Annotated in this window: 18 protein-coding genes; 4 read left to right on the forward strand and 14 right to left on the reverse strand. The window is 61.1% G+C overall.

Annotated features, from left to right (window positions below):
• Positions 1 to 104 precede the first annotated feature (104 nt).
• Positions 105 to 1,559 carry a spinster family MFS transporter gene (locus tag DLM46_RS12545; protein WP_115101090.1) on the forward strand — a complete coding sequence of 485 codons (1,455 nt, stop codon included), beginning with the start codon at positions 105 to 107 and terminating at the stop codon, positions 1,557 to 1,559.
• A gap of 159 nt (positions 1,560 to 1,718) precedes the next feature.
• Here DLM46_RS12545 and DLM46_RS12550 read toward each other — a convergent pair whose 3' ends face one another.
• Positions 1,719 to 3,800 carry a YadA family autotransporter adhesin gene (locus DLM46_RS12550; RefSeq protein WP_115101091.1) on the reverse strand — a complete coding sequence of 694 codons (2,082 nt, stop codon included), beginning with the start codon at positions 3,798 to 3,800 and terminating at the stop codon, positions 1,719 to 1,721.
• Between the two features lie 453 nt (positions 3,801 to 4,253).
• Here DLM46_RS12550 and DLM46_RS12555 point away from each other — a divergent pair, with 453 nt between their 5' ends.
• The 3 genes from DLM46_RS12555 (at position 4,254) to DLM46_RS12565 (ending at position 9,766) form a co-directional block, all read left to right on the forward strand.
• Positions 4,254 to 5,063 carry a response regulator transcription factor gene (locus tag DLM46_RS12555; RefSeq protein WP_115101092.1) on the forward strand — a complete coding sequence of 270 codons (810 nt, stop codon included), beginning with the start codon at positions 4,254 to 4,256 and terminating at the stop codon, positions 5,061 to 5,063.
• On the forward strand, positions 5,053 to 7,386 hold the full coding sequence (locus tag DLM46_RS12560; RefSeq protein ID WP_115101093.1) for a sensor histidine kinase: 2,334 nt from the start codon (positions 5,053 to 5,055) through the stop codon (positions 7,384 to 7,386). The genes DLM46_RS12555 and DLM46_RS12560 overlap by 11 nt, the downstream gene beginning before the upstream one ends.
• Before the next feature lie 163 nt (positions 7,387 to 7,549).
• A complete protein-coding gene (locus DLM46_RS12565) occupies positions 7,550 to 9,766 on the forward strand; it encodes a TonB-dependent siderophore receptor (protein WP_115101248.1) in 2,217 nt (738 codons plus the stop codon).
• A 65-nt stretch (positions 9,767 to 9,831) separates the two neighbouring features.
• Here the strand turns inward: DLM46_RS12565 and DLM46_RS12570 are convergent, their stop codons facing one another.
• From DLM46_RS12570 to DLM46_RS40205, 13 genes are all read right to left on the reverse strand, one after another.
• Positions 9,832 to 10,587 (reverse strand): glucose 1-dehydrogenase, encoded by a 756-nt coding sequence (locus tag DLM46_RS12570; protein WP_115101249.1) that lies wholly within the window; start codon positions 10,585 to 10,587, stop codon positions 9,832 to 9,834.
• Positions 10,588 to 10,890: 303 nt separating this feature from the next.
• Positions 10,891 to 11,712, reverse strand: a complete 822-nt coding sequence (locus DLM46_RS12580; RefSeq protein WP_244306135.1) for a transporter substrate-binding domain-containing protein — start codon at positions 11,710 to 11,712, stop codon at positions 10,891 to 10,893.
• A gap of 120 nt (positions 11,713 to 11,832) precedes the next feature.
• A complete protein-coding gene (locus tag DLM46_RS12585; protein WP_115101096.1) occupies positions 11,833 to 12,561 on the reverse strand; it encodes an amino acid ABC transporter ATP-binding protein in 729 nt (242 codons plus the stop codon).
• Between the two features lie 27 nt (positions 12,562 to 12,588).
• Positions 12,589 to 13,338, reverse strand: coding sequence for an amino acid ABC transporter permease (locus DLM46_RS12590; RefSeq protein WP_115101097.1), 750 nt, complete (start codon positions 13,336 to 13,338; stop codon positions 12,589 to 12,591).
• Position 13,339: 1 nt separating this feature from the next.
• On the reverse strand, positions 13,340 to 14,041 hold the full coding sequence (locus tag DLM46_RS12595; RefSeq protein ID WP_115101098.1) for an amino acid ABC transporter permease: 702 nt from the start codon (positions 14,039 to 14,041) through the stop codon (positions 13,340 to 13,342).
• A 336-nt stretch (positions 14,042 to 14,377) separates the two neighbouring features.
• Positions 14,378 to 15,388: a 2-hydroxyacid dehydrogenase gene (locus DLM46_RS12600; protein WP_115101099.1), complete on the reverse strand. Its 1,011-nt coding sequence runs from the start codon at positions 15,386 to 15,388 to the stop codon at positions 14,378 to 14,380.
• A gap of 198 nt (positions 15,389 to 15,586) precedes the next feature.
• Positions 15,587 to 16,345, reverse strand: coding sequence for an SDR family oxidoreductase (locus DLM46_RS12605; RefSeq protein WP_115101100.1), 759 nt, complete (start codon positions 16,343 to 16,345; stop codon positions 15,587 to 15,589).
• A 181-nt stretch (positions 16,346 to 16,526) separates the two neighbouring features.
• Positions 16,527 to 17,294, reverse strand: a complete 768-nt coding sequence (locus DLM46_RS12610; protein ID WP_115101101.1) for a LamB/YcsF family protein — start codon at positions 17,292 to 17,294, stop codon at positions 16,527 to 16,529.
• Between the two features lie 85 nt (positions 17,295 to 17,379).
• Complete coding sequence (locus DLM46_RS12615; RefSeq protein WP_115101102.1) at positions 17,380 to 17,847, reverse strand: acetyl-CoA carboxylase biotin carboxyl carrier protein; 468 nt, start codon at positions 17,845 to 17,847, stop codon at positions 17,380 to 17,382.
• Positions 17,848 to 17,850: 3 nt separating this feature from the next.
• Positions 17,851 to 18,855, reverse strand: a complete 1,005-nt coding sequence (locus DLM46_RS12620) for a 5-oxoprolinase subunit C family protein (protein WP_115101103.1) — start codon at positions 18,853 to 18,855, stop codon at positions 17,851 to 17,853.
• Positions 18,852 to 19,523 (reverse strand): 5-oxoprolinase subunit PxpB, encoded by a 672-nt coding sequence (pxpB, locus tag DLM46_RS12625; protein ID WP_244306173.1) that lies wholly within the window; start codon positions 19,521 to 19,523, stop codon positions 18,852 to 18,854. The genes DLM46_RS12620 and pxpB overlap by 4 nt, the downstream gene beginning before the upstream one ends.
• A gap of 83 nt (positions 19,524 to 19,606) precedes the next feature.
• Positions 19,607 to 20,959 (reverse strand): acetyl-CoA carboxylase biotin carboxylase subunit, encoded by a 1,353-nt coding sequence (accC, locus tag DLM46_RS12630; protein ID WP_115101105.1) that lies wholly within the window; start codon positions 20,957 to 20,959, stop codon positions 19,607 to 19,609.
• Positions 20,960 to 20,965: 6 nt separating this feature from the next.
• Entirely contained in the window at positions 20,966 to 21,178 is a 213-nt protein-coding gene (locus DLM46_RS40205) for an acetyl-CoA carboxylase biotin carboxyl carrier protein (RefSeq protein WP_244306136.1), read from the reverse strand.
• Positions 21,179 to 21,704: the final 526 nt, after the last annotated feature.

Genomic DNA, 21,704 nt, shown 5'->3' on the forward strand with positions numbered 1-21,704 from the left:
GTACGCTGCATTTCCGGAACGCCCCGTGGCGAACCATTCCCAAGCGTCGAGGCGCGCACACGAGCCGTCATGCGCCGTCGATTGCCGATAACTGGAGAACCGAGATGGCCGTCTCAACGAACAGCAAGCCTGAGGGCAAGCGCCATACCTACGAGTGGTACGTGGTCGTGATCTGCATGCTTGCGTATGTGTTTTCCTTTGTCGACCGGCAGGTGCTCGCGTTGATGATCGAGCCGATCAAAAAGGATCTGCATCTGAGCGACACGCAGTTCAGCTTGCTGCATGGCTTCGCGTTTTCCCTCTTCTATGCGGTGATGGGCATGCCGCTCGCCTATCTCGCCGACCGCTTCGCGCGGCCGCGCATCATCGCGACAGGCATTGCGCTATGGAGCTTCGCCACCGCCGCCTGCGGCGTCAGCCAGAACTTCATCCACATGTTCCTCGCACGGATGAGCGTCGGCGTGGGGGAAGCCGCGCTCTCCCCCGGAACGTACTCGATGTTGAGCGACTACTTTCCGAAGGAGAAGCTGGGGCGCGCGGTAGGCGTCTATTCTCTCGGCTCGTTCATTGGCGGCGGGATCGCGTTCCTGATCGGCGGGTACGTGATCAATCTGCTGAAACAGATGACCACCGTCTCACTGCCGCTCCTCGGCGATGTGCGTTCGTGGCAGCTGACATTCTTGATCGTCGGGCTGCCGGGCTTCCTCGTCGCGCTGCTGTTTATCCTCACCGTGTGCGATCCCCAACGCAAAGGGCTGGTTCAGGATGGCGCCGGGAAGGCAAAGCGAGTATCGATGGGCGATTCGCTGCGCTTTATCCGCACGCATGGCAAGACGTTCTTCTGCCACTACCTCGGCTTTTCCTTCTACGCGATGACGCTCTTCTGCCTGATGAGTTGGACGCCCGCGTTCTATATCCGCCGCTTCGGGCTCACACCGGTCGAAGCGGGCTACATGCTCGGCACGATTCTGCTCGCGGCGAACACCGTCGGCGTGTTCTGCGGCGGGTGGCTCAACGACTGGCTGATGACGAAAGGCCGCGCCGACGGCCCGATGCTCGCCGGCTTCATCGGCGCAGTCGGGATGCTGGTGCCGGCGGTCGCCTTCACGCAGGCCGACAGTCTGGGCGTTTCGCTCGGGTTGCTGGTTCTCGCCATGTTCTTCGCCTCGTTCCCGATGCCCACCTCGACCGCCGCGATGCAGACCCTCGCACCCAACCAGATGCGTGCGCAGATTTCGGCGGTGTTCCTGCTGGTCTCGAACCTGATCGCGCTAGGTATCGGCACCACCCTTGTTGCGCTGTTGACCGACAAGGTGTTCGGCTCGCCCAAAGCGGTCGGCAGTTCGATGTCGATCGTCAACCTAGTCGCCACGCTGCTGGCCGCCGTGCTGTTGTGGTTCGGCTGCAAGCAGTTCCGCCTGAGCCTGGCACGCGAACAGGCTCACGTGAATCCAGCGGGCGCGGTGGCGCATTCAGGGGCGACAGAGCTCGCGCATGCCGCCGGGACGGTGCCGCTCGACACCACGCGGGCCCGCGTACCTGAGCGCAAAAACGCTTAAGTGGACGGTTGATGCGTTTTTTCGTGGAAATAGCGGCAGGATTTATCGAGGCGTTTTCTTTTCATGCCACGTCGCATTTCTATTAACACGATCTTCCCCCTGCAATATTCCCCGCTGCTGCAACACAAGTGCGACGGCAGCGGGGTACAGACAAATTACTTACCAGCGATAGCCAACGCCCGCGCCTGCACCCACGGAACCGTGACCAGAGACGCCCGTGGTGAACGAGCCTTTCACCATCCACTTTTGCGTCGCGACCGACAGACCCACAGCCATCGCGGACTGGCCGCCGTAGTTGCCGGCTGCGAGCGCTACAACCTTCTCACCCGGCAACACAGCTTGCGGCAAATTCGCCATGGCGATTGCGGACGCTGAACCAGCGCTCGCGTCACGGCGATATTTCTGCATGTCATCGCGCACGCTGTTGATCGCGCCATTGAGCTGTCGCACGTTGACTGCATCAGTCGGAGCCGTACCATCTGCAACGTTGGTAATCTGACGCTCAGCACCCGGTGCACCGACCGAAACCGTGTTGGCCCGGTCTGCAACTGAATTTGCACCCAGGGCAACCGAATTGTTCGCGGTGGCCTGGGAATTCGCGCCGATCGCAGTTCCGTTCGTGCCGGTGACGTTAGAACCATCGCCGACTGCGGTTCCGTTCGTGGCCGTGACTTTGGAATTCGTGCCAATGGCGGTTGCGCGCGCAGCCGTGACAGTCGTATTGGTGCCGATTGCGGTACCGTCCTGGCCCGAAACATTCGAGCCGTTACCGACAGCAGTTCCGTTGGAAACGGACACGACCGAATTTTTGCCAACTGCCGTATCTGTTGGATCGGCAACCGTGCCGTTCGAGCCGCTTGTCGAAATCGTGTTGACGGTCGCGGTAACCGTAGCGACCTTGCTGGACAGAGCCGAGACTTGCGAGGCAATCGAGAAAAGTTGCGAGCCGTTCACAGCATCCGTGCTTGTTGCGCTGATCTGGCCTGCGGCTACATTTTGCAACTGGTGTTCCTGACCGACCGCGCCGATACTCACGACCCCGGTCGGCGTCGCGCCTGCGAAGCCGCCAAAGGTAACGCCGTTCAACGTGACGCTACTCACGTTCGTTGCTGCACGTGTGACAGCGCCGGAACCGAGCGCTGTCGATTCGTTAGTCGAAGCTACAGCCGCGTTACCGATCGCAATGGAATTTGCGCCCGTCGCTTGTGCGAGACCGCCCAGTGCAACCGTACCCGCTACTGCCGCATTGGCGCTCACGCCCATGGAAATGGAGCCGTTACCTTGCGCAAAAGCGCTATTTCCGATGGCGACGGCTTCTCCGTTAACCGCCTGTGCCGCCGTGCCGATTGCAACGGGCGAGGCAGGCGTACCCGATGACGTTGCAATCGCGTTTGCTCCGATCGCAATTGCGACACTTCCGACTCCGCCGTTGGCGACTGCCCCCGCGCCTTCGGCAATCGCACCAAAGCCAGCCGCAGAACTCCCCGTACCGATTGCCATGGTGTTGGTTCCACTGGCCGTCGCCTGAATACCAAGTGCGACCGAGCCAACCGCTGTTGCACTGCTCTTCCCGCCCAAGGCGATTGCGCTTACCGCAGATGACAATGCGTCCTCGCCTATCGCAATCGAATCCGTGTTCGTGGCCCTTGCCTGGAAACCCAGTGCGGTCGCACCGGCTCCCGAAGCAGTACTGGCAGTTCCCAGCGCGGTAGCAAATGACGCACTGGCCGTCGATTGCGCACCGATCGCCGTCGTCTGCACGCCGCTCGCATTCGACGCACCGCCGAACGCAACCGCGTTGGTGCCGCTTGCGACCGAATTTGCGCCGACTGCGGTGGCATTCTGGCCGCTTGCAGTTACCGTATCTCCAAGAGCGGTTGCGGCCCCGCCATTAGCGGCAACATTGATGCCGACCGCTGTGTTCTGACTTGTGTTACTCGCGTCACCAGCTACAGCGGGAAACGTCCCGCCTGTACTGGCGGACGGTGCCGTTGCGCCACCTATCGTTGCAGTCGTACCACCGACCTCGCCACCGACAGCAAGGTTATCCGCGTGTGCATATCCAGCCGAGAGCGTGAGCGCTGTCAATACAGCCAGTGTGACCTTCGACTTCAGCGGAGCACCGCCCTGCCCCATTGCCGTTTGCCCCGGCTCCCCCAGCACACTGCGCTGCGTCTCGGCTGCCGCTACCGGCGCGCCAAGTCGGCGATTCCAAACCAACCTATATCGGCTCTTGTTCATTGCGTTCCGTTCTCACTTATCTGGTGGTCAATAAAAGGATTCATATCTGGTCTCCGTCACGCTCCGTGTGACTCTTTAGCCTGCCCGTGTCGTCTGGTTTTTCACGGCGTGCCGTTCGGTAGCGTCTTCCCGCCGTGAGGCGTCGACCGCCGCACTCCAAGCCCCTGCCACCCATGGTTACAGATGTATTACTTAGAAACTTTGTGTAAGGACGCGAGAAATTATGGGCAGCGTTACCGCACAACTGTTTTGCCCGAGGGGCGAAATGCTTTGCCCGGGAGAAAATTCTTTTTCTATCCGTGTGGAAACCGCTGGATTTAAATTGAATTGACAATCTGATATTCTTCGCGGCTTTATGCTGACGGGCGATCGATACCCCGCAACCCTCAAGTTGCGCAATCAACCGCCGTTAACTCCCTGGAACATTACCCGTCAGCTCTTTTCGTCTACACGATGCCGCCCCGAAATACCGCCCTCACGGACGCCCATCTTCTTGTCGTAGACGACCAGCCGGACCAGCTTCGATTGTTAATTGATGTATTACGCAACGCTGGATGCCGAATCAGTGTCGGATTCGACGGGTCACAAGCGTATCAACGAGCACTGGCGATTTCACCCGACTTGATCCTGATGGACGTGCGGATGCCGCGGATGGATGGATTCGCTGCCTGCCGGCTTCTGGCCGCGGACCCCCGCACCTCTGCGATTCCCGTCATATTTCTTACCGTGGCCGGTGAACTCCACGAGCGCCTCAACGGTCTGGAAATCGGCGGCGTGGACTACGTGCTCAAGCCATTCGAGGCGGACGAGGTACTTGCACGGATTCGCGTTCACCTCACCCGGGCAAGCGGCAATCGGCAAGTCGAAGAAGAGGTGTCCGCTTCAGACTTCACAGGCGACAGTGTCATCGTTCGCGCGGCCATTCGACATCTGTCGCAAAGCCTGAACAATCCGCCTACGGTCGAACAACTCGCCCGCCTCGTGGGGACCAATGAAAAACGACTGTCGCGCGCGTTTCGGGACAACCTTGGCCGGACGGTATTCGAGTATCTCCGGGACGAACGCTTGCGGATTGCGCAAAGGCTGTTGAGCAGCACGCCATTGAGTATCGCCAGCATCGCCGACGAGATTGGTTTTTCCAGTGCGGCGAATTTCGCCACGGCGTTTCGCGAGCGATTCGGCACGACTCCCTCAAGCTATCGGGAAGAACTTCGCTTTCGGGACCTGACTGACACCCAGGAATCCACCATCGATGCAGAGTAACGCCATCATGACAACAGCCAGGTGGCACCGCTTGCTGTTCTTATGTCTGATCTGCTGGACAACTCACTCATTAGCCGTCGATCTCGACACGACTGGGCAACCAACCCCACGGGTCCCCACCCTGAATCAGGTGCAGGTATTCGAAGACGTCGCGGGCAAGATGGGGTTAGACGACATACTCACGCTGTCCGCAGGAAATCCGCGCGGTTTCCTTCCCATGCAGCGGGACAGGTTAAAGCCAGGTTTCACCCACTCTGCATGGTGGCTACGCGTGGTGGTGAAGAGCCGTAGTTCAACAGCCCTGCCGCTCGTTCTTGCACTTCCGGACGCGCGCCTCCAGAACGTAGACTTTTACACCGGACGCGGCGGCCACTGGACACATGACGGCACCGGTCCCGCCGACCTGCCATCGCGGTCATCTTCGTCCCGCTATCCCCTGGTGGATTTCACGCTCGCTCCCGGTGAACAGCTTCTTTTCCTCATCCGGGTGGCGAGCGACACCGCACTCACGCTCGAACCGAGGCTGTATTCGGCAACGGCATATGACGGGCTGGAAAAACGTGCAGCGCTCTGGGACGGAGGGTTGATCGGCGGAACACTGGCACTGGCGTGGTGTGCGCTGCTCATCGCCTATTTTTCCCGCAGCGCCTCGTTTCTCGTCCTGGCGGCGCTTTGCGCCATGACAGCGCTATTCGAAGCTGCGGATCGCGCCTATACAAAAGTATATCTATGGCCGCACGCAACCGAGTGGAGTTCCAGAAGCGTGACGGTATTCGGATGTATTGCCGTGCTGCTGTTTATCGTCTTCATCTTGCGCATCGCACACGACGAAAAAGCGAGCCTGCCCGCCCGCTATATATTGATCGGCTTTGCGTTGCTGGAGTGCATCGCAGCGATAGGCGCCGCATTCGGCAATCTGTTCGTTTTCGCGCAAGCCGGCATGTATGTCAACGCGCTGTTCGGTGTTCTCACGGTGGGCGTTGCTGCGCGGCTTGCGCGTCAGTCGACACCCACCGCGCGGATCATGCTGCTCACCATGATCTTCTCGCTGTTCAACTTTGCGTTGCGCATGCTCGAAACGCTCGGATCCTTGCCGGCCGGTCTGGCATGGCTGAAGTCCGACATTCATCCGAACCCGGTCGTCGCAATCATTGGATTGGCCACCAATCTTATTGTGCTTGCGGCATGGATAAACCACGTTGGAAAGCAGCGAATAGCGGCAAGGACAGAACTTGCGGACTGGCAAAGAACCGAGCACGACCGGCTACGCGACCAGGTTGCACAGCGCACATTGGCGCTGAACGAAGCATTGCTTTACGCTGAAGAGAAAAACCAGCAAAAGATTGAAACCCTGGGTTATGTCAGTCACGACCTCCGTGCGCCGCTTGCAACGATTTCAAGCTACGCCAGATTGCTGCTGCATCTGGCGGATTCGAAGCAGACGAGCCTGATCCATGCCATCGAGCGCAGCGTGAATTATCAACTCGGCCTGATCGACGAGCTGATCGGGTACGCGAAAGCCGAGTTGCAACCGTTGGATATCGTACCGGTCGCAACCGATCTGCCTGCACTTCTCGATGACATTGCCGAATACGCACTCGCACTCTGCGCTCAGCTGAATAACCAGTTCCACTACCAGGCACTGACATCGTTGCCCCGTCGACTGACAATCGACGGCCGCCGATTGCAGCAGGTTTTGCTCAATTTGCTGTCCAATGCGTCCAAGTTCACGCGTGACGGCGTCGTCATGATGACAGTGAGAGCGCGCCGGCAGGACGATCAATGGCACATGGCTTTTGAAGTCGCAGATACCGGCATCGGTATCGACATCGAAGAGCAGTCGAAACTCTTTACGGCTTTTCGCCAGATACAGTCCGTGAACGGCAGCACGGGTCTCGGCCTTTTTATTGCGCAGCGTATTGTCCACACAATGGGCGGCGACTTGCGCGTTTCAAGCGCACCGCAGCGTGGTACCTCATTTTCTTTCGAACTCATCGTTCCCATTGCGGAAGATGCGGATGCGTCGCCGTCGAAGGTCGTACCGTATTCTTCAGGCGGCTCTGCGCAGATCCGCCCACCACGCAAACACCGGCTCGCCGTTACCGTTCCTCCAGAGAGCGATCGCCGCGAACTGGCCGTTCTTGCGAAAGACGGACGCCTGACTGACATAGAGCGATGGATCGAAAACATGATCAGGATTCACCCCTCATGCGCAGCGTTTCTGACCGACCTGCGGCATTGCCTCGAAGCGCTGGATTTCGCAGGTATCGAGGCTCTTGCTCTTGCAACGAACGAAACAAGCCATGTCTCGCGACACGGCTAACGTAACGTCATGCTGTCACGTTGTTGGCAAGTCGACGGGAGTGGGACGCGCCACTGTAGCGTGCGACGTTCACGGAAAAAATGGGGGCGGCGGCCGGATGGCTGTCGCTCTTTGATAAACGGGCCGGCCGAGCAGGCTCGCCAGCATGATGGGGCAACAGAATATGGGGTGGGCAACGGGCACGTGGCGACGTGCGATCGCGGTCGCTGCGGGGGAGATATTTTGCGCGGCGGCGGCCGGCCATGCCTATGCGCAGGCGACACAACCGGCGAACGATACGCAAGCGAAGGGCGACGCGGTACGGGCCGATGTGGCGCCTGACGTCACGCTGCCGGAGATCACGGTGACAGGCGTGGCGAACGTGTCATCAGTCGGGCTCGTCGGTAAACGCACCGCGACCGGCATGAAGGCCGATACGCCGATCACCGAGGTTCCTCAAACGATCAACGTCGTCACTGCGCAGCAGATCGAGATGACCGGCGCGACCGATCTCAACCAGGCGCTGCACTACGTGCCAGGCTTCGCATCGTTCGGATCCGACAGCCGCACCGACTTGTATGCGGCGCTGCGCGGTTTTACTCCCACTTTGTTCATCGACGGATTGCAAGCGCCGAATACCACACCCATCGCGAATTGGCGCGTCGACCCGTATATGATCGACAGCGTCACTGTGCTACGTGGGCCAACGTCGGTGCTGTATGGGGCCGGAGATCCGGGCGCGATCGTCGACGTGCAGACGAAGCAGGCCGACGGCGAGCGCGTGCGCGAGGTTGGCGTGCAGGTCGGCAACTACGCGCGCAAGGAGACGCTGTTCGACATCGGCGACAAGCTCGACGCCGGCGGCAAGTACGCGTATCGCTTCGTCGGCGTTGCGCGCGACGGCAATGCGCTGACCGGCCCGAACGCGGACCAGCGCGTCGCGCTTGCGCCGTCGCTGCGCTGGCGGCCGGATTCCGACACCTCGCTGACGCTCACTGCGACCTACCTGCAGGACTGGAATGATATTTCACACAACTTCCTGCCCGCGCGGGGCACCGTACTGCCGAACCCGAATGGGCAGCTGTCACACGACGTCTACACGGGAGAACCGACATTCAATGACTACCGGAAGAAACAGTGGTCGCTCGGCTACCAGTTCTCGCACGACCTGAATTCGATGTGGACGTTGCGCCAGAACCTGCGCTGGATGCACCTGTCGCTTGACGACGCGTCGGTTTTTGGCGGCGGCCTTGCCAACGGCAGCACGACCGACATTACGCGTTACGCAGGGCTGTTCCAACTGAACTACAGCCGCTTCGACGTCGACAACAACGCGCAGGCGCGTTTCGGCACGGGGCCGCTCGAGCATAGGCTGCTGCTCGGCTTCCAGTACAACCGGCAGACGACGACCGGCAGCGTGTGGCTCGCGCTGGCGCCGGCGCTGAACCTCTACAACCCGGTCTACACGCCTGTCACGACCGCGATCTTCTCTGGCCCGACGTCGTTGGGCCACAGCGACCTGTACACGGCGACGAACACGTTCGGCGTGTATGCGCAGGACGAGGTCAAATGGAACCGCTGGACCTTGACGCTCGGCGGCCGCGAGGATTGGGTCGACGCGCGCCAGGACGACCGCGAGGCCAGCACGCAGACGAAACAGGATGTCAGCGCGTTCTCGGGCCGCGTCGGCCTCACGTACCAGGGCGACTACGGGCTGTCACCGTACGTCGGCTATTCGACATCGTTCAATCCGGTCATCGGTGTGAAGATGTTCGGCGGCGGATTGCCCGAGCCGACGCGCGGCAGGCAGATCGAGGCGGGCCTGCGCTGGCAGCCGCCCGGCAAGAACCTGATGTTGAGCGCAGTCGTCTACCAGATCAACCAGACGAACGTCGTGACACCGGCGCCGACGAATCTCGATCCGACCGGCACGTCCTTCGTGCAGACTGGCGAGGTGCGTTCGCGCGGCATCGAGCTGAGCACGGTCGGAAACGTGACGCGCGAACTGTCGATTATCGCGTCGTACATCTATCAGGACGTAAAGAACGTGAAGGCGAACGACGCGTCGCTGAACAACTGGCCGGTCGACATTCCGCGCCCGCGCCAGATGGCGTCGCTGTGGACCGACTGGACATGGCATACAGGAGCGCTCGCGGGCTTCGGGATCGGTGGTGGGATCCGCTACCAGAGCGCGTCCGCGGGTGCGCTGGACAACTCGCTGACGGTCGCAAGCTATACGCTGTACGACGCAGCACTGCACTATCACACCCGCAACTGGAATTTCGCACTGAACGTGACAAACCTGTTCGACCGTCACTACATCAGCGGCTGCCAATCGTACTCGGTCTGCGCATTCGGCAACGAGCGAACCGTGCTAGCCAACGCCAAATACAATTGGTGATAGAGCATCTTCGATTTTCAGAATCGACGCGCATTCGGCAATCTGTGGCGCTCCATATCAACAAACTACAGCGTGGCAGTCACCCCGCCATCCACGTAAAGAATATGGCCGTTGACAAAGTTCGAGGCGTTGCTCGCAAGGAACACGGCGGCGCCGACGAGATCTTCCACATCGCCCCAACGTCGCGACGGCGTGCGTCCGATCAGCCAGCTGCTGAAAGTTTCATCCTTGACGAGCGCTTCGGTCAGTTCCGTTTTGAAGTAGCCCGGCCCAAGGCCATTGACCTGAATCCCGTGCTGGCCCCAGTCGATCGCCATCCCCTTCGTCAGCATCTTCACGGCGCCTTTGCTCGCGGTGTAGGCGGCAATGTTGGGACGGCCCAGTTCGCTTTGCACCGAACAGATATTGATGATCTTGCCGCGCTGGCGATCGATCATATGCCGCGCCACCGCTTGTCCGACCAGGAACACACTGTCGACGTTGGTCTTCATCAGCTCCTGCCATTGCTCATGGGAAAACTGGTCGAGCGGTGCGCGACGCTGCATGCCAGCGTTGTTGACGAGAATGTCGATCGCGCCGATTTCGCGCTCGATTTGCGCGATCGCCGCTTCGACCTCATTGGCTGACGTTACGTCGAAACTCGCGGCATGGACGCTCGCCCCCTCGGCGCGCAAACGGCTGACAGCCTCCGCCAGCCTGGCCTCGCTGCGACCATTCAGAATGACTTCAGCGCCGGCGCCGGCCAATCCTTTGGCGAGCGCATAGCCAATACCGGTACTCGACCCGGTGACCAGAGCGCGACGCCCCGACAGATCAAACATCTTCAGATTGTTGTTCAACTCAACTCCTGTTCGACTCTAATTCGTCCGACTTCCATCCAGCACCAACCGGCGCGCTCAGCCATTGCATGACCTCTCTCATGCTGCACGCAAGGTCCTGCGAAGCAGAAAGATGGAGCACACCGGCTTCGCCCACAGGCGACTCGAGCGTATCGAATTGATCCGCGACCAGGGCCGCTGGAAACTCATGATCAAGCCGCCCAGCCACCCGCGCAATCGCCCCGGCCATTCAACAGGCAGCGGTACGCAGATGAGAGCGCACCGCTGCATCACGCGCTTTCGGCTTCAGGACACCGGCGTGAACTTGAGCTGGTCGATCGGCGTGACCTTGTCGGTCCGGGTCAGGCCATAAGGCGTCTTCGGTCCGAGCCACTTGTTGAAAATATTGCTCATCTCCCCGCTCTGCTCCATCGCCGCCAAAGCCTTGTTGACCGCGCCCAGCATGGCCGGCTCGTTCTGGCGCAAGCCCACCGCGATCGGCTCGATCAGCATCGGCTCGGCCGCAATCGCCACGGCGCCGTCCGTACCTTCCACCTGCTTCGCGATTTTTGTCGCGGTCATCTGATTGGTGACGAAGCCTTTGACCTTGTCCTGTTCGAGTGCGAGAAACGCCGAGCTGGTATCGTGAAAGGTCACTGCCTGGCCATCCTTGATCGAAATTGGAATCGACTGCGCGGACGTCGAGCCGTCGGCGGCACTGATTTTCTGACCCGCGAAATCGGTCAGCTTCTTGGCCGCGTCAGCCTTCTTGACGACAAGGACTTCCTTGGTCGAGTAGTACGAGTCGCTATAGGCAATCTGCGTGGCGCGGCTCTTGGTGTAGGCAAGATTGGCGACCACGATGTCGACACGACCCAGCTTCAATTGCGGAATGCGTGCCTCGACGGCCAACGGTTCGAGCTTCGCCTTCACGCCCAGCTGTTTTGCGACCGCGTTGCACAGGTCCACATCCATACCTTCGAGTTGACGCGTCTGCGCATTGGGATACGAGAAGGGCTCGACGTTCGAATACACGCCGCAGCTCAACTCGCCGTGACTCTTGATATCGGCCAATTGATCAGCATGAGCCGGAGCAATCGATGCAACCGCACCGCCAACGACCAACATCCCCGCGAAAATCCTCTTTACCTGCATCGTGACGCTCCTGAAGTTTATGTGTAAAGCAATCGACTGCTGATCAAACGTGGTCAAACTGGAATCTCGGAGGCGATACCGTTCTGCCTTGCCTCAATGCGTGCGAAGATCGGACAGGAATCGCTGAGCGCGTTCGTGTTTGGGGCGCGAAAAGAACGCCTCCGGCTCCGCCGTTTCGAGAATCTTCCCCGCGTCCATAAACCAGACGCGGTCGGCAACCTCACGAGCAAACCCCATCTCATGCGTGACGCACATCATCGTCATGCCCTCCTGCGCGAGGCTCTTCATCACGTTCAACACTTCGCCGACCATCTCCGGATCGAGCGCGCTGGTAGGCTCGTCGAACAACATCGCCGGCGGATCCATCGCCAGCGCTCTCGCGATCGCGACCCGCTGCTGCTGACCGCCGGACAATTGCGAAGGGTAAGCATTGGCCTTGCTCGACAGACCGACACGCGAGAGCAAATCTGCCGCTTTGCGTTCGGCTTCCGCGCGCTTGAGGCCGTTCACCCGCATTGGCGAAAGCGTGATGTTGTCGAGCACGGACAGGTGTGGAAACAGGTTGAACTGCTGAAACACGAAACCGATACGGCTGCGGTAAGCATTCAGACCCAGCTTCCTGTCGTGAATGTTCTGGCCATCGAAAAAAATCTGCCCACGGTTGATCTCCTCGAGCCGGTTGACGGTGCGAATCAGCGTCGACTTGCCCGATCCGGATGGCCCGCAGACCACTACGACTTCGCCTTTGCGAACTTCGGCGTTCACGTCCACGAGAGCGTGATATTCGCCGTACCATTTGTTGACGCTGGAAAACTTGATCATGCGAATTACCTCGAAGTGTTTGAACGCCTAGTTCTCGGTGGGCTGAGGATCGGACAGCGCAACGGCGCCCGCCTTCTGGGTCCTCGCGGCGACGCCAGCCCGCTTGCGTGTCACGCGCCGCTCCAGATGCTGCGCAAGCTGCGTCAGCGCATAACACAGAGCGAAGTAGCTCAAGGCGAGAATCAGATACACGGGGAACGGCTTCGTCAGCAGCCGGTTGTTGATCTGATCCGCCGCGAAGGAGATCTCCTGGACGTTGATGATGTAACCGAGCGAGGTCTCCTTGATCGTCGATACGAACTGCGTGACCATGCTCGGCACCACGTTGTAAAGCGCCTGCGGCAGGATGACCGCACGCATGGTCTTCATGTAGCTCATGCCGAGCGCCCTCGAGGCTTCGGCCTGCCCTTTCGGCAGCCCCTCGATGCCCGCACGGATGATTTCCCCGAGATAGGCCGAGTCGTAGATGACGAGCGCGCACAGCATCGTGACAAACCCGGTGACCGGATAGCCGGTCAGAACTGGCACGAGAAAGTACACCCAGAAGATCACCATCAGGAGCGGGATGCCCCGCACCATGTAGACGAGACCTGTGGCCGGCGCCCGCAGAAACCGGAACGGGCTGATGCGCGCCAGTGCGACCAGGATACCGAGGGGAAATGCGATGACGAGCGCTGAAAGCGACAGCAGTATCGTCAGCACGATGCCGCCTAGCGGGCCGTGCGGATACTGCCCGATGAGCAGCAGAGTCCAGTTGTCGCGCAGGATGTCGAACATGTCACTTCACTCCCGGAATGCGGTAGTGCATCGCGATTTTGGCGCCGCACAGCATGATGACGAGAGAGAGGCCGAGATACAGCACCGTGGCGACGAAATACGACTCGAACGACAGGAAGGTGTCGTTCTCGATCTTCCGGGTGACATAAGTCAGCTCCGCTGCGCCGATCGCCATCGCGAGACTCGTATTCTTGAACAGCAAGACTGCGTGATTGACCATCGGCGGAATCGCATTGCGCAGCGCTTGCGGGAGAACGACGAAACGCATGCCATTCAGGAAGTTCAGGCCCAGCGCACGCGAAGCTTCGTACTGACCGTAAGGAATCGCACGCAATCCGCTGCGGATATCTTCGGAGAGATAGGCCGCACTGCACAACCCGATCGCCACGACCGCAAAAATGAACTGGCCGTTGTAGTTGTTCAGCAGCGCCTGCAATGAGCCCGGCAGGATGTTCGAAATGCCGAAGTACCAGAACAGGATCTGGACCAGCATCGGCACATTGCGGTGATAGGCCACGAACGCCGCGACGAAGGTCGTCGCGAGACGATTATTGGTCATGCGGATCAGCGTGAGAAGAATGCCCACGACCAGCGAGAGCATCCACGCCAACGCTGCCATCGCAAGGGTGAGCTCGATCCCGTGGAGAAGCAGCGCCCCATAGTCGCCTTGCAGTACCGTCGCCAGGTCAAAATGAAGTTTCATGTTGCACGTCCCAATGATTCGGATCGAAGCGATGATCCCGGTCCGACTCGACCTGCGGCACCATCGCTATCCCGCCGGAAGTCGTCATTGACTTCCGTGTTGAATTGATACTAGCTCGCAAAAAAAGGCTGTTGCAGAGGCCTTTCTTCTGGTGCAATAAGTTTCGGGAATGATGAATCGGGACGGCTTCCGGCAGCGGAACAGGCGTGGTCCAGCATGGTGTTTGTCTCCAGTATGTGGCGCCTCTGCGGGCGCCTCATCGCTTGGCGCGCTCCTCTATCGGAGCGCTCACGTTTGCGAAACAACGCCGGCGCAGCATGTAGCGCCGGTCGACGCTCAGGCCGTGGCGGTCGGGCGCGTCAGCACCTGCGGGTTCACCGGTGTCGGCGGCTTGCCGGCCGATGCGCCGTGCCCCAGCGCGGCAATCAAATTGTCTGCGCAAAGCGCGGCCATCGCGCGCCGCGTGCTGACCGACGCGCTGCCGATATGCGGCGTCAATACCACATTCTTTTGCGCGAGAAGCGCCGGGCAGACAACCGGCTCGCCTTCGAACACGTCCAGACCGGCCGCCGCGATGCTGCCTTCGTTGAGCGCCACCGCCAAGGCGGCATCGTCCACCACGCCGCCGCGTGCGATGTTGGTCAGTGTGGCCGACGATTTCATCTGCTTGAGTTCCGCAGTGCCGATCGCGTGGTTCGAGCTGGCCGAGTAAGGCACCACGACGATCAGATGATCGGATTCGCGCAACAGCGTCTCCTTGTCGACATAGCGTGCCCGGCAGCCCTCCTCGACATCCGGCGCCAGTTGCGAACGATTGTGATAGATCACGCGCATGCCAAAACCGAATGCGCCGCGCCGCGCGATGGCCTGCCCGATACGTCCCATGCCGAGAATGCCGAGCGTCGAACCATGCACGTCGCTGCCGACGAACATGTCATAGCGCCCGGTCTTGGTCCATTCGCCGGCGCGCAGGAAGTGTTCCGACTCGGTGATGCGCCGTGCCGTTGCCATCATCAGCGCGAAGCCGAAGTCGGCGGTGGTATCCGTCAGGACGTCCGGCGTATTCGTCACCAGCACGCCACGCGCGGTACAGGCTTCTACGTCGACGTTGTTGTAGCCCACGCCGATGTTGCATACCGCCTTGAGTTGCGGGCAGGCGTCGAGCAAGGTCGCGTCGATCCGGTCGCTGCCGGCCGTCATGGCCCCCACCTTGCCTTGCAGCCGGGCAATCAGCTCCGGCTGCGTCCAGATCGTGTCTTCCGGGTTGTCGGTCACATCAAAGTTCGCGCGCAGGCGATCGACGATGTCCGGAAATGACGCACGGGTAACCAGTACCGATGCACGCATGGAAAACCTCCTTGTTGGGCTCGGGTGATGGTCTCGCGCGGCCGTTGCGCGAGAGTCGAAATGGGTTAGCCGAACGCGCCGACCTCGTGGGTCACCGCGGTCGAGATCTCACGAATGCAATGGAATAGCCGCGACATCGGTCAATGCGCGCTCATTCGCCGCCTGCCAAAGCAGCAAGATTCGAAGACATGCTCGCACTTACTCGTTGTGATCGGCCGGATCGCGTTTGACCGTCGTCAGCCCGCCCGGCACCTGCAGCGTGGGCAGAATCTCCATATTGCTGATATTGACCGCGAGCGGTGCGGCAATCGCAAAGGCGATGGCATCGGCAATATCGGACGGCAGCGGCAACTCGAAGCCATCGATAAACTTCTTGCGCGCTTCTTCGATATCGCCATGCACGTGGCCAAAGATATCGGTGGCGACGCGGCCCGGACAGATTTCCGTCACGCGCACACGCTTGCCGGTCGCATCCACTCGCAACTGGCGCGACAACGCATGGATGCCGGCCTTCGTCGCGTGATAGATGGAGTTGCCGTTGAAGTTGTAGATCGCCGCGATCGAACTGATGTTGACGATATGACCGCGATCGCGGGCAACCATGCCCGGCATGGTGAGCCGCACGATATGCAGAACGGCTTGCAGGTTCACTTCCACCTGCACATCGATGTCTTCGACGCCCGCGTCCAGTATCGAGCCTTTGCGCGATACGCCGGCGTTGTTCACGACGATATCGAAAGGTACTTCCTGGGTGAGCTTCGTCACCGCCGCCAGATCGCACACGTCGATCGCGTGCGGGATGCAACCGGTTCGCTCCGCCAGCTCATTCAGACGATCCGTGTTGCGGGCGAGCGCATGCACTTCGAGTCCCTCACGGCAGAAGCGCTCGACGATCGCGGCGCCCATCCCGGTCGAAGCGCCCGTCACCAGCGCGGTCTTATAGTCTGAAAACGGCATGAATGACCTCTATCTATGGTTCTGAACTGTCGCCCTTTTCGAGGCGTGCGATAAGCCTGCTACCAATGTATACACCGTGAAAACGTGAGGCAAAGACGGATTGGCTTTGTAGCGATAAGACCGGCTTATGGTTGAACTCAAGGCCGGCTGAGCGCCGCATGATTGCGGTCCGATGCGTCGCCTAGCGTACGAGCTTCGACACCGGCACGACCCGGCCGCCCGCCGCTTCGATCACGCCACGCACCGTGCGCGCGAGCTCGACAGCGCCGGGCGTATCGCCGTGCAGCAGGATCGACTGGACCGCGACCTTGAGCTTGTTGCCCGCGATCGTCGTGATCGTGCCTTCTTCGAGCAACTCCTTGACGCGTGCCAGGACGGCCGCGCGGTCCTTGATGACCGCGCCTTCCAGCTTGCGCGACACGAGCGCGCCCTGGTCGTCGTAGGCACGGTCGGCGAGAAACGTGTTCGCCGTGCGGATCCCGATGTGGTCGGCGGCCCGTTCGATTTCCGTGTTCGTCGAGACGCTGATGATCAGATCGCGATCGAATTCAGCGACCGCCCGCACCAGCGGCTCGGCCAGTTCATACGATGCTGCAGCCATGTTGCCCAGCGCGCCATGAAAGCTCATGTGCGTGACGCGATGTCCCGCCGCCTTGGCGATACCCGCAAGCGCGCCCATCTGATACACCACGTAATTCGCCAGTTCAAGCGGGTCCGCCTGAATCTGCCGCCGGCCGAAGCCCATCAGGTCGGGAAAGCCGACATGCGCGCCGACATCGATATTGCGCGCCAGTGCCATGCGCACCGTCCTGTCCATGATGACCGGGTCGCCCGCGTGATAGCCGCATGCGACGTTGGCGGACGACACGATATCGAGCATCGCTTCGTCCTCGCCCATCCGATATGGCCCGAAGCCTTCGCCCAGGTCCGCGTTCAGGTCGATTTCCACAATCCACTCTCCATTCTTTAAGCGGTCTGTGCCGGGCAATCCGCAGCGGAGAACACCGGCTCAGCTTCTGTCTGTCGATATGCGTCTACGCCGACGGCGAGAGCTCGATCAATGGGGTTCCGTAACCGACCGTTGCTCCATGCGCGACGGATATCCGCATGACCACGCCATCCACTGGCGCGACCACCGGAACGCACAACTGCGCGATCTGCAGCAAGCCGACTATGTCGCCCAGTTTGACGTGAGCGCCCGCGCTGACTAACGGCGTTGAACGCGCCGGATGCGTGGTCAGAAAAATGCCTGCCGACTTCGCGGTGACGCTGAGGGCCTGCTCGTTCAGCGACGGTTCCGGCGCGCCCGCTCGTCCAGAGCGCGCTATAGGCGAATCCACCTGCGCCGACGCGTCCGCATCGGCCGCGCAAGACGCCTGCTCCATTGTCAAACGAACCGTCGCCCCGGGCTTGCTGATTTCGATGAACTCGATATCGGCCGCTGCCAGCCACGACGTGATTTGCCGAAGCTCGCCGATATCCACTTCGATTTTTTGTGTCATGTGTCAGTGTCGGGAAGGACGAAACAGCGCAACGAGATTGCGCACCTTGACGAGATAGCTGTCCAGTTCTTCCAGTGCGGCGACGGCTTCCGCATACGTCGTCTGAACAAAGCGAATCTTCGTACCAATGCGCGCCTGCGCAAGTCGCCACAAATCCGCTTCGATCACGGTGCCGATCTTCGGATAGCCGCCCGACGGCTGCGCATCCCGAAGCTGGATGATCGGCTGTCCGCTATGCGGCACCTGGATCACACCCGGCACGATCCCATGCGAGCGCTTTTCGATCGTATGCGTCGCGATCAATGTCGGACCGGCGAGGCGATATCCGTAGCGATCGCTCTGCGGCGTCACTTTCCACCCGTCGCGCCAGAACGCTTCGAGCGATTCCGGCTGGTAGCAGTCGTACTCCGCGGCGGGCAGCACGCGCACCACGGTTTCGCCTGCATCGGCTGCGGGAAGCGACAACGGAGCCGGCAACGAGTACTCGGGCGGCACGGTGCCGAATCCCGCGGCGAGCATCGGATCTTGCGGTGCGGTCTCGGCGAGGCCCACTGCCTTCACCACGTCGCCCTTCTGCAATTGACGACCGTTGTAGCCGCCGAACTCGCCGCGCAATTGCGTACTGCGCGAGCCGAGCACCACCGGTACGTCCACGCCGCCCGCGAGCGACAGGTAACAGCGTGTGCCGCTGGCCGGCACGCCGATCGTCAGCACGTCGCCCTGTTTCGCATGCACCGTCCACCACGGCAACACGGGCCGCTCGCCCAACCGGGCCGAGCAATCGGCGCCGGTGATGGCGAACGCAAGATCTTCGAGGAAGCGCAGGCGAAAGGGAAACATCGGAATTTCGATGCCGGCCGCGTCGTCCGGATTGCCGAGCAGCAGATTGCCGACCGCGAGCGCCAACCGGTCCATCGCGCCGGCCGTTCCGACGCCGTAGCGCAGATAGCCTTCACGCCCCTGGTCCTGCACCGTCGCAAGCGCGGACGAAGACAAGATCTCGATCATGGAACAATCCTCTCGACGCGAAAACGGATCATGTCGCCGGGCGCGAGCGTAGCCGGGTTCTCACGTGCCGGATCGAAGAACGACATCGACGTATGGCCGATGGTGTTCCAGCCGCTCGGTCCCGCCGATGCGGAGACCCCGGTCTGCACCCCGCCGATCGACACCGCGCCGCCAGGCAGCCCCAGCACCGGCACCTTGCGCCGCGGCGTGGCGATACGCGGGTCCATGCCGCCCAGATAGCAGTAACCCGGATGGCTGCCGAGCGCATAGACCGTATAGAGCGGCGCGCAGTGCAATTGCACGACCTCGTCGACAGACAACCCGGTGTGATTCACCACATCCTGCAGATGCGGCCCGAACTCGCCGCCGTATTGCACCGGCAACTCCACCACCTTCCCGTCGATCTGCAACTCGCTCGCCGCTGCCCACGCATCGCGCAACGCAGCGCCGAGCGAGTCCGGATCCGCGGGTGGCGTGGCAAACGTCAGCATCAGATTGGTTACGCCCGGCACCGCTTCACGCACGCCCGGCCATGATTCCACCTCGCGGGCGAGGGTCCAGATGCGGCGCTGCGCACGCAGATCGAGTGCGCCCGGCGCCTCGAACAGCATGGCCGTCGTACCCAGCATGCTGATGCAAAGCGGCTGCTCCGATTCATCCTGGTTCATTGCAAGAGCGGTCCTCTGTGAATCCGGACGTAACCGTTCGACTACGTCCGCATGCGCGATCGACGCATGCTCAACGGTCAGCGTCATGTCTGTTTCCTCTTTGCGAGCCAACGCTCCAGATGATGAATATCGACCCCGCCCTCACCGAAGCCCTCGTCCTCGAGCATGGCCCGATGCAATGGCACGTTGGTGCGAATGCCTTCGACGCGCATCTCCGAAAGCGCAAGACGCATGCGCGCCAGCGCCTCTTCACGGGTTGCGCCGTGGGTGATGACCTTGGCGATCAGAGAATCGTAATACGGCGGCACGACAGCGCCGCCGCTCAAATGCGAGTCCACCCGTACACCGTTGCCGCCAGGCAGTTCCCAAACGGAAATCTTCCCCGGACAAGGGACGAATGTGAACGGGTCCTCGGCGTTGATCCGGCACTCCAGAGCATGGCCAAGCGTGCGAATGTCCGACTGACGAAGGGTCAACGCATGCCCTTGAGCGATCCGGATCTGTTCCTGCACGATGTCGATGCCCGACGTCATTTCCGTCACGGGATGCTCGACCTGCAGCCGCGTGTTCATTTCGATGAAATAGAACTGACCGTTCTCGAACAGAAATTCGAAGGTGCCCGCGCCGCGGTAATTCGTCTGCCGGCAGGCCTCGACGCAGCGCTCGCCCACTTGCCGGATCAGCTCGGGGGCGATGCCGGGCGCGGGCGCCTCTTCCAGCACCTTCTGATGGCGCCGTTGCAGCGAACAGTCGCGCGAACCGAGCCACAGGGCATTGCCGTGCGTGTCGCACAAAACCTGAATTTCGACGTGACGCGGATGCTCGAGAAACTTCTCGACATAGAGCTCCGGCTTGCCGAAGGCTCGGCGTGCTTCTTCGCGCGTCACCGACACCGCATCGAGCAGCTGCTCAGGGCCCGGCACCACTCGCATCCCCCGCCCGCCGCCGCCGCCCGCGGCCTTGACGATCACCGGATAGCCGATCTCCTGCGCGACCCGCAGGATCTCCGCGGGGTCGTCCGGCAGACCGCCGTCCGGGCCCGGGACACAGGGCACACCGGCCGCGCGCATGGCCCGTTTGGCGGCGACCTTATCGCCCATCGTCCGGATGGAAGCGGGTTGGGGGCCGATGAAGGCCATACCGGCGGCCTCGACCTGCGCGGCAAAATCCGCGTTTTCCGAAAGAAAGCCATAACCGGGATGAATCGCCTGCGCGCCGCTCACGTGCGCCGCGAACAGGATCGCGGCCCGGTTCAGATAGCTCTGCCCCGGTGCAGCAGGACCAATGCACAGCGCTTCGTCGGCGAGCCGCACATACCGCGCATCGGCGTCGGCCTCGGAATGGACGGCGACGGTTTTAAGGCCTAGTTCACGACAGGCGCGCTGGATTCGAAGCGCGATCTCGCCGCGGTTGGCAATCAGTACCTTGTTGAACATGGTCGATCAGCCGATCCGAAACAGCGGCTGTCCGGATTCCACTTCGCTGCCCGGAGTCACGAGAATCTCCAGAACAGCGCCGCCGAACTCGGACTCGATCGCGTTGAACATCTTCATTGCCTCGATCGTGCAGAGCACCTGCCCTTCTTCGATCGTGCCACCGGGATTCACGAATGGCGCCTCGCCGGGCGCCGGCGTCAGATGAACGACGCCGAACATGGGCGCACGAACGAGTTTCGGCTCATTTGCGGTTGCAGGGGGTGCGCGGGTTACGTCGACTGATTGCGCCGGCTCGGCGAGCGGCGCTTGAGTCGCTTGAGCCCCTTGCGTCCCTCGCGCCCCTCGAGCCCCTCGAGCCCCTCGAACGTCCGGGGCGGACGTCATAGCTACACCTTCATCGCTCGATGCCACATCGGCCCGTTTGCCGCGCCGTTTCGCCTTCACAAGCCTGACCCGATCCTCGCCCTCGATGACTTCGAGCTTGGCTAGCGGAGATTCCGCCAACAGGTCGATAAGCGCCTTAATCTTCTGGAGATCCATCTTTGAGTCCGTGGCCGGTTGGACGCGCGCCGGTCGACTGGCGTGCGCGAAGCACCGCCGGGGCTGTTCGGCAACCAGATTCGATCTCCAGTTGTCTCGCCCGCGTGACGGCTAGCCTCGTCGCTCTGGCTCACTGCGAACCGGGCGATCGACGATGGACTCAATGTATCCGGCGCATAAAATTTGCGCCAAGACGGTTTGGCTT

The organism is Paraburkholderia lacunae, assembly GCF_003353175.1.
Taxonomy (GTDB): Bacteria; Pseudomonadota; Gammaproteobacteria; order Burkholderiales; family Burkholderiaceae; genus Paraburkholderia; species Paraburkholderia lacunae.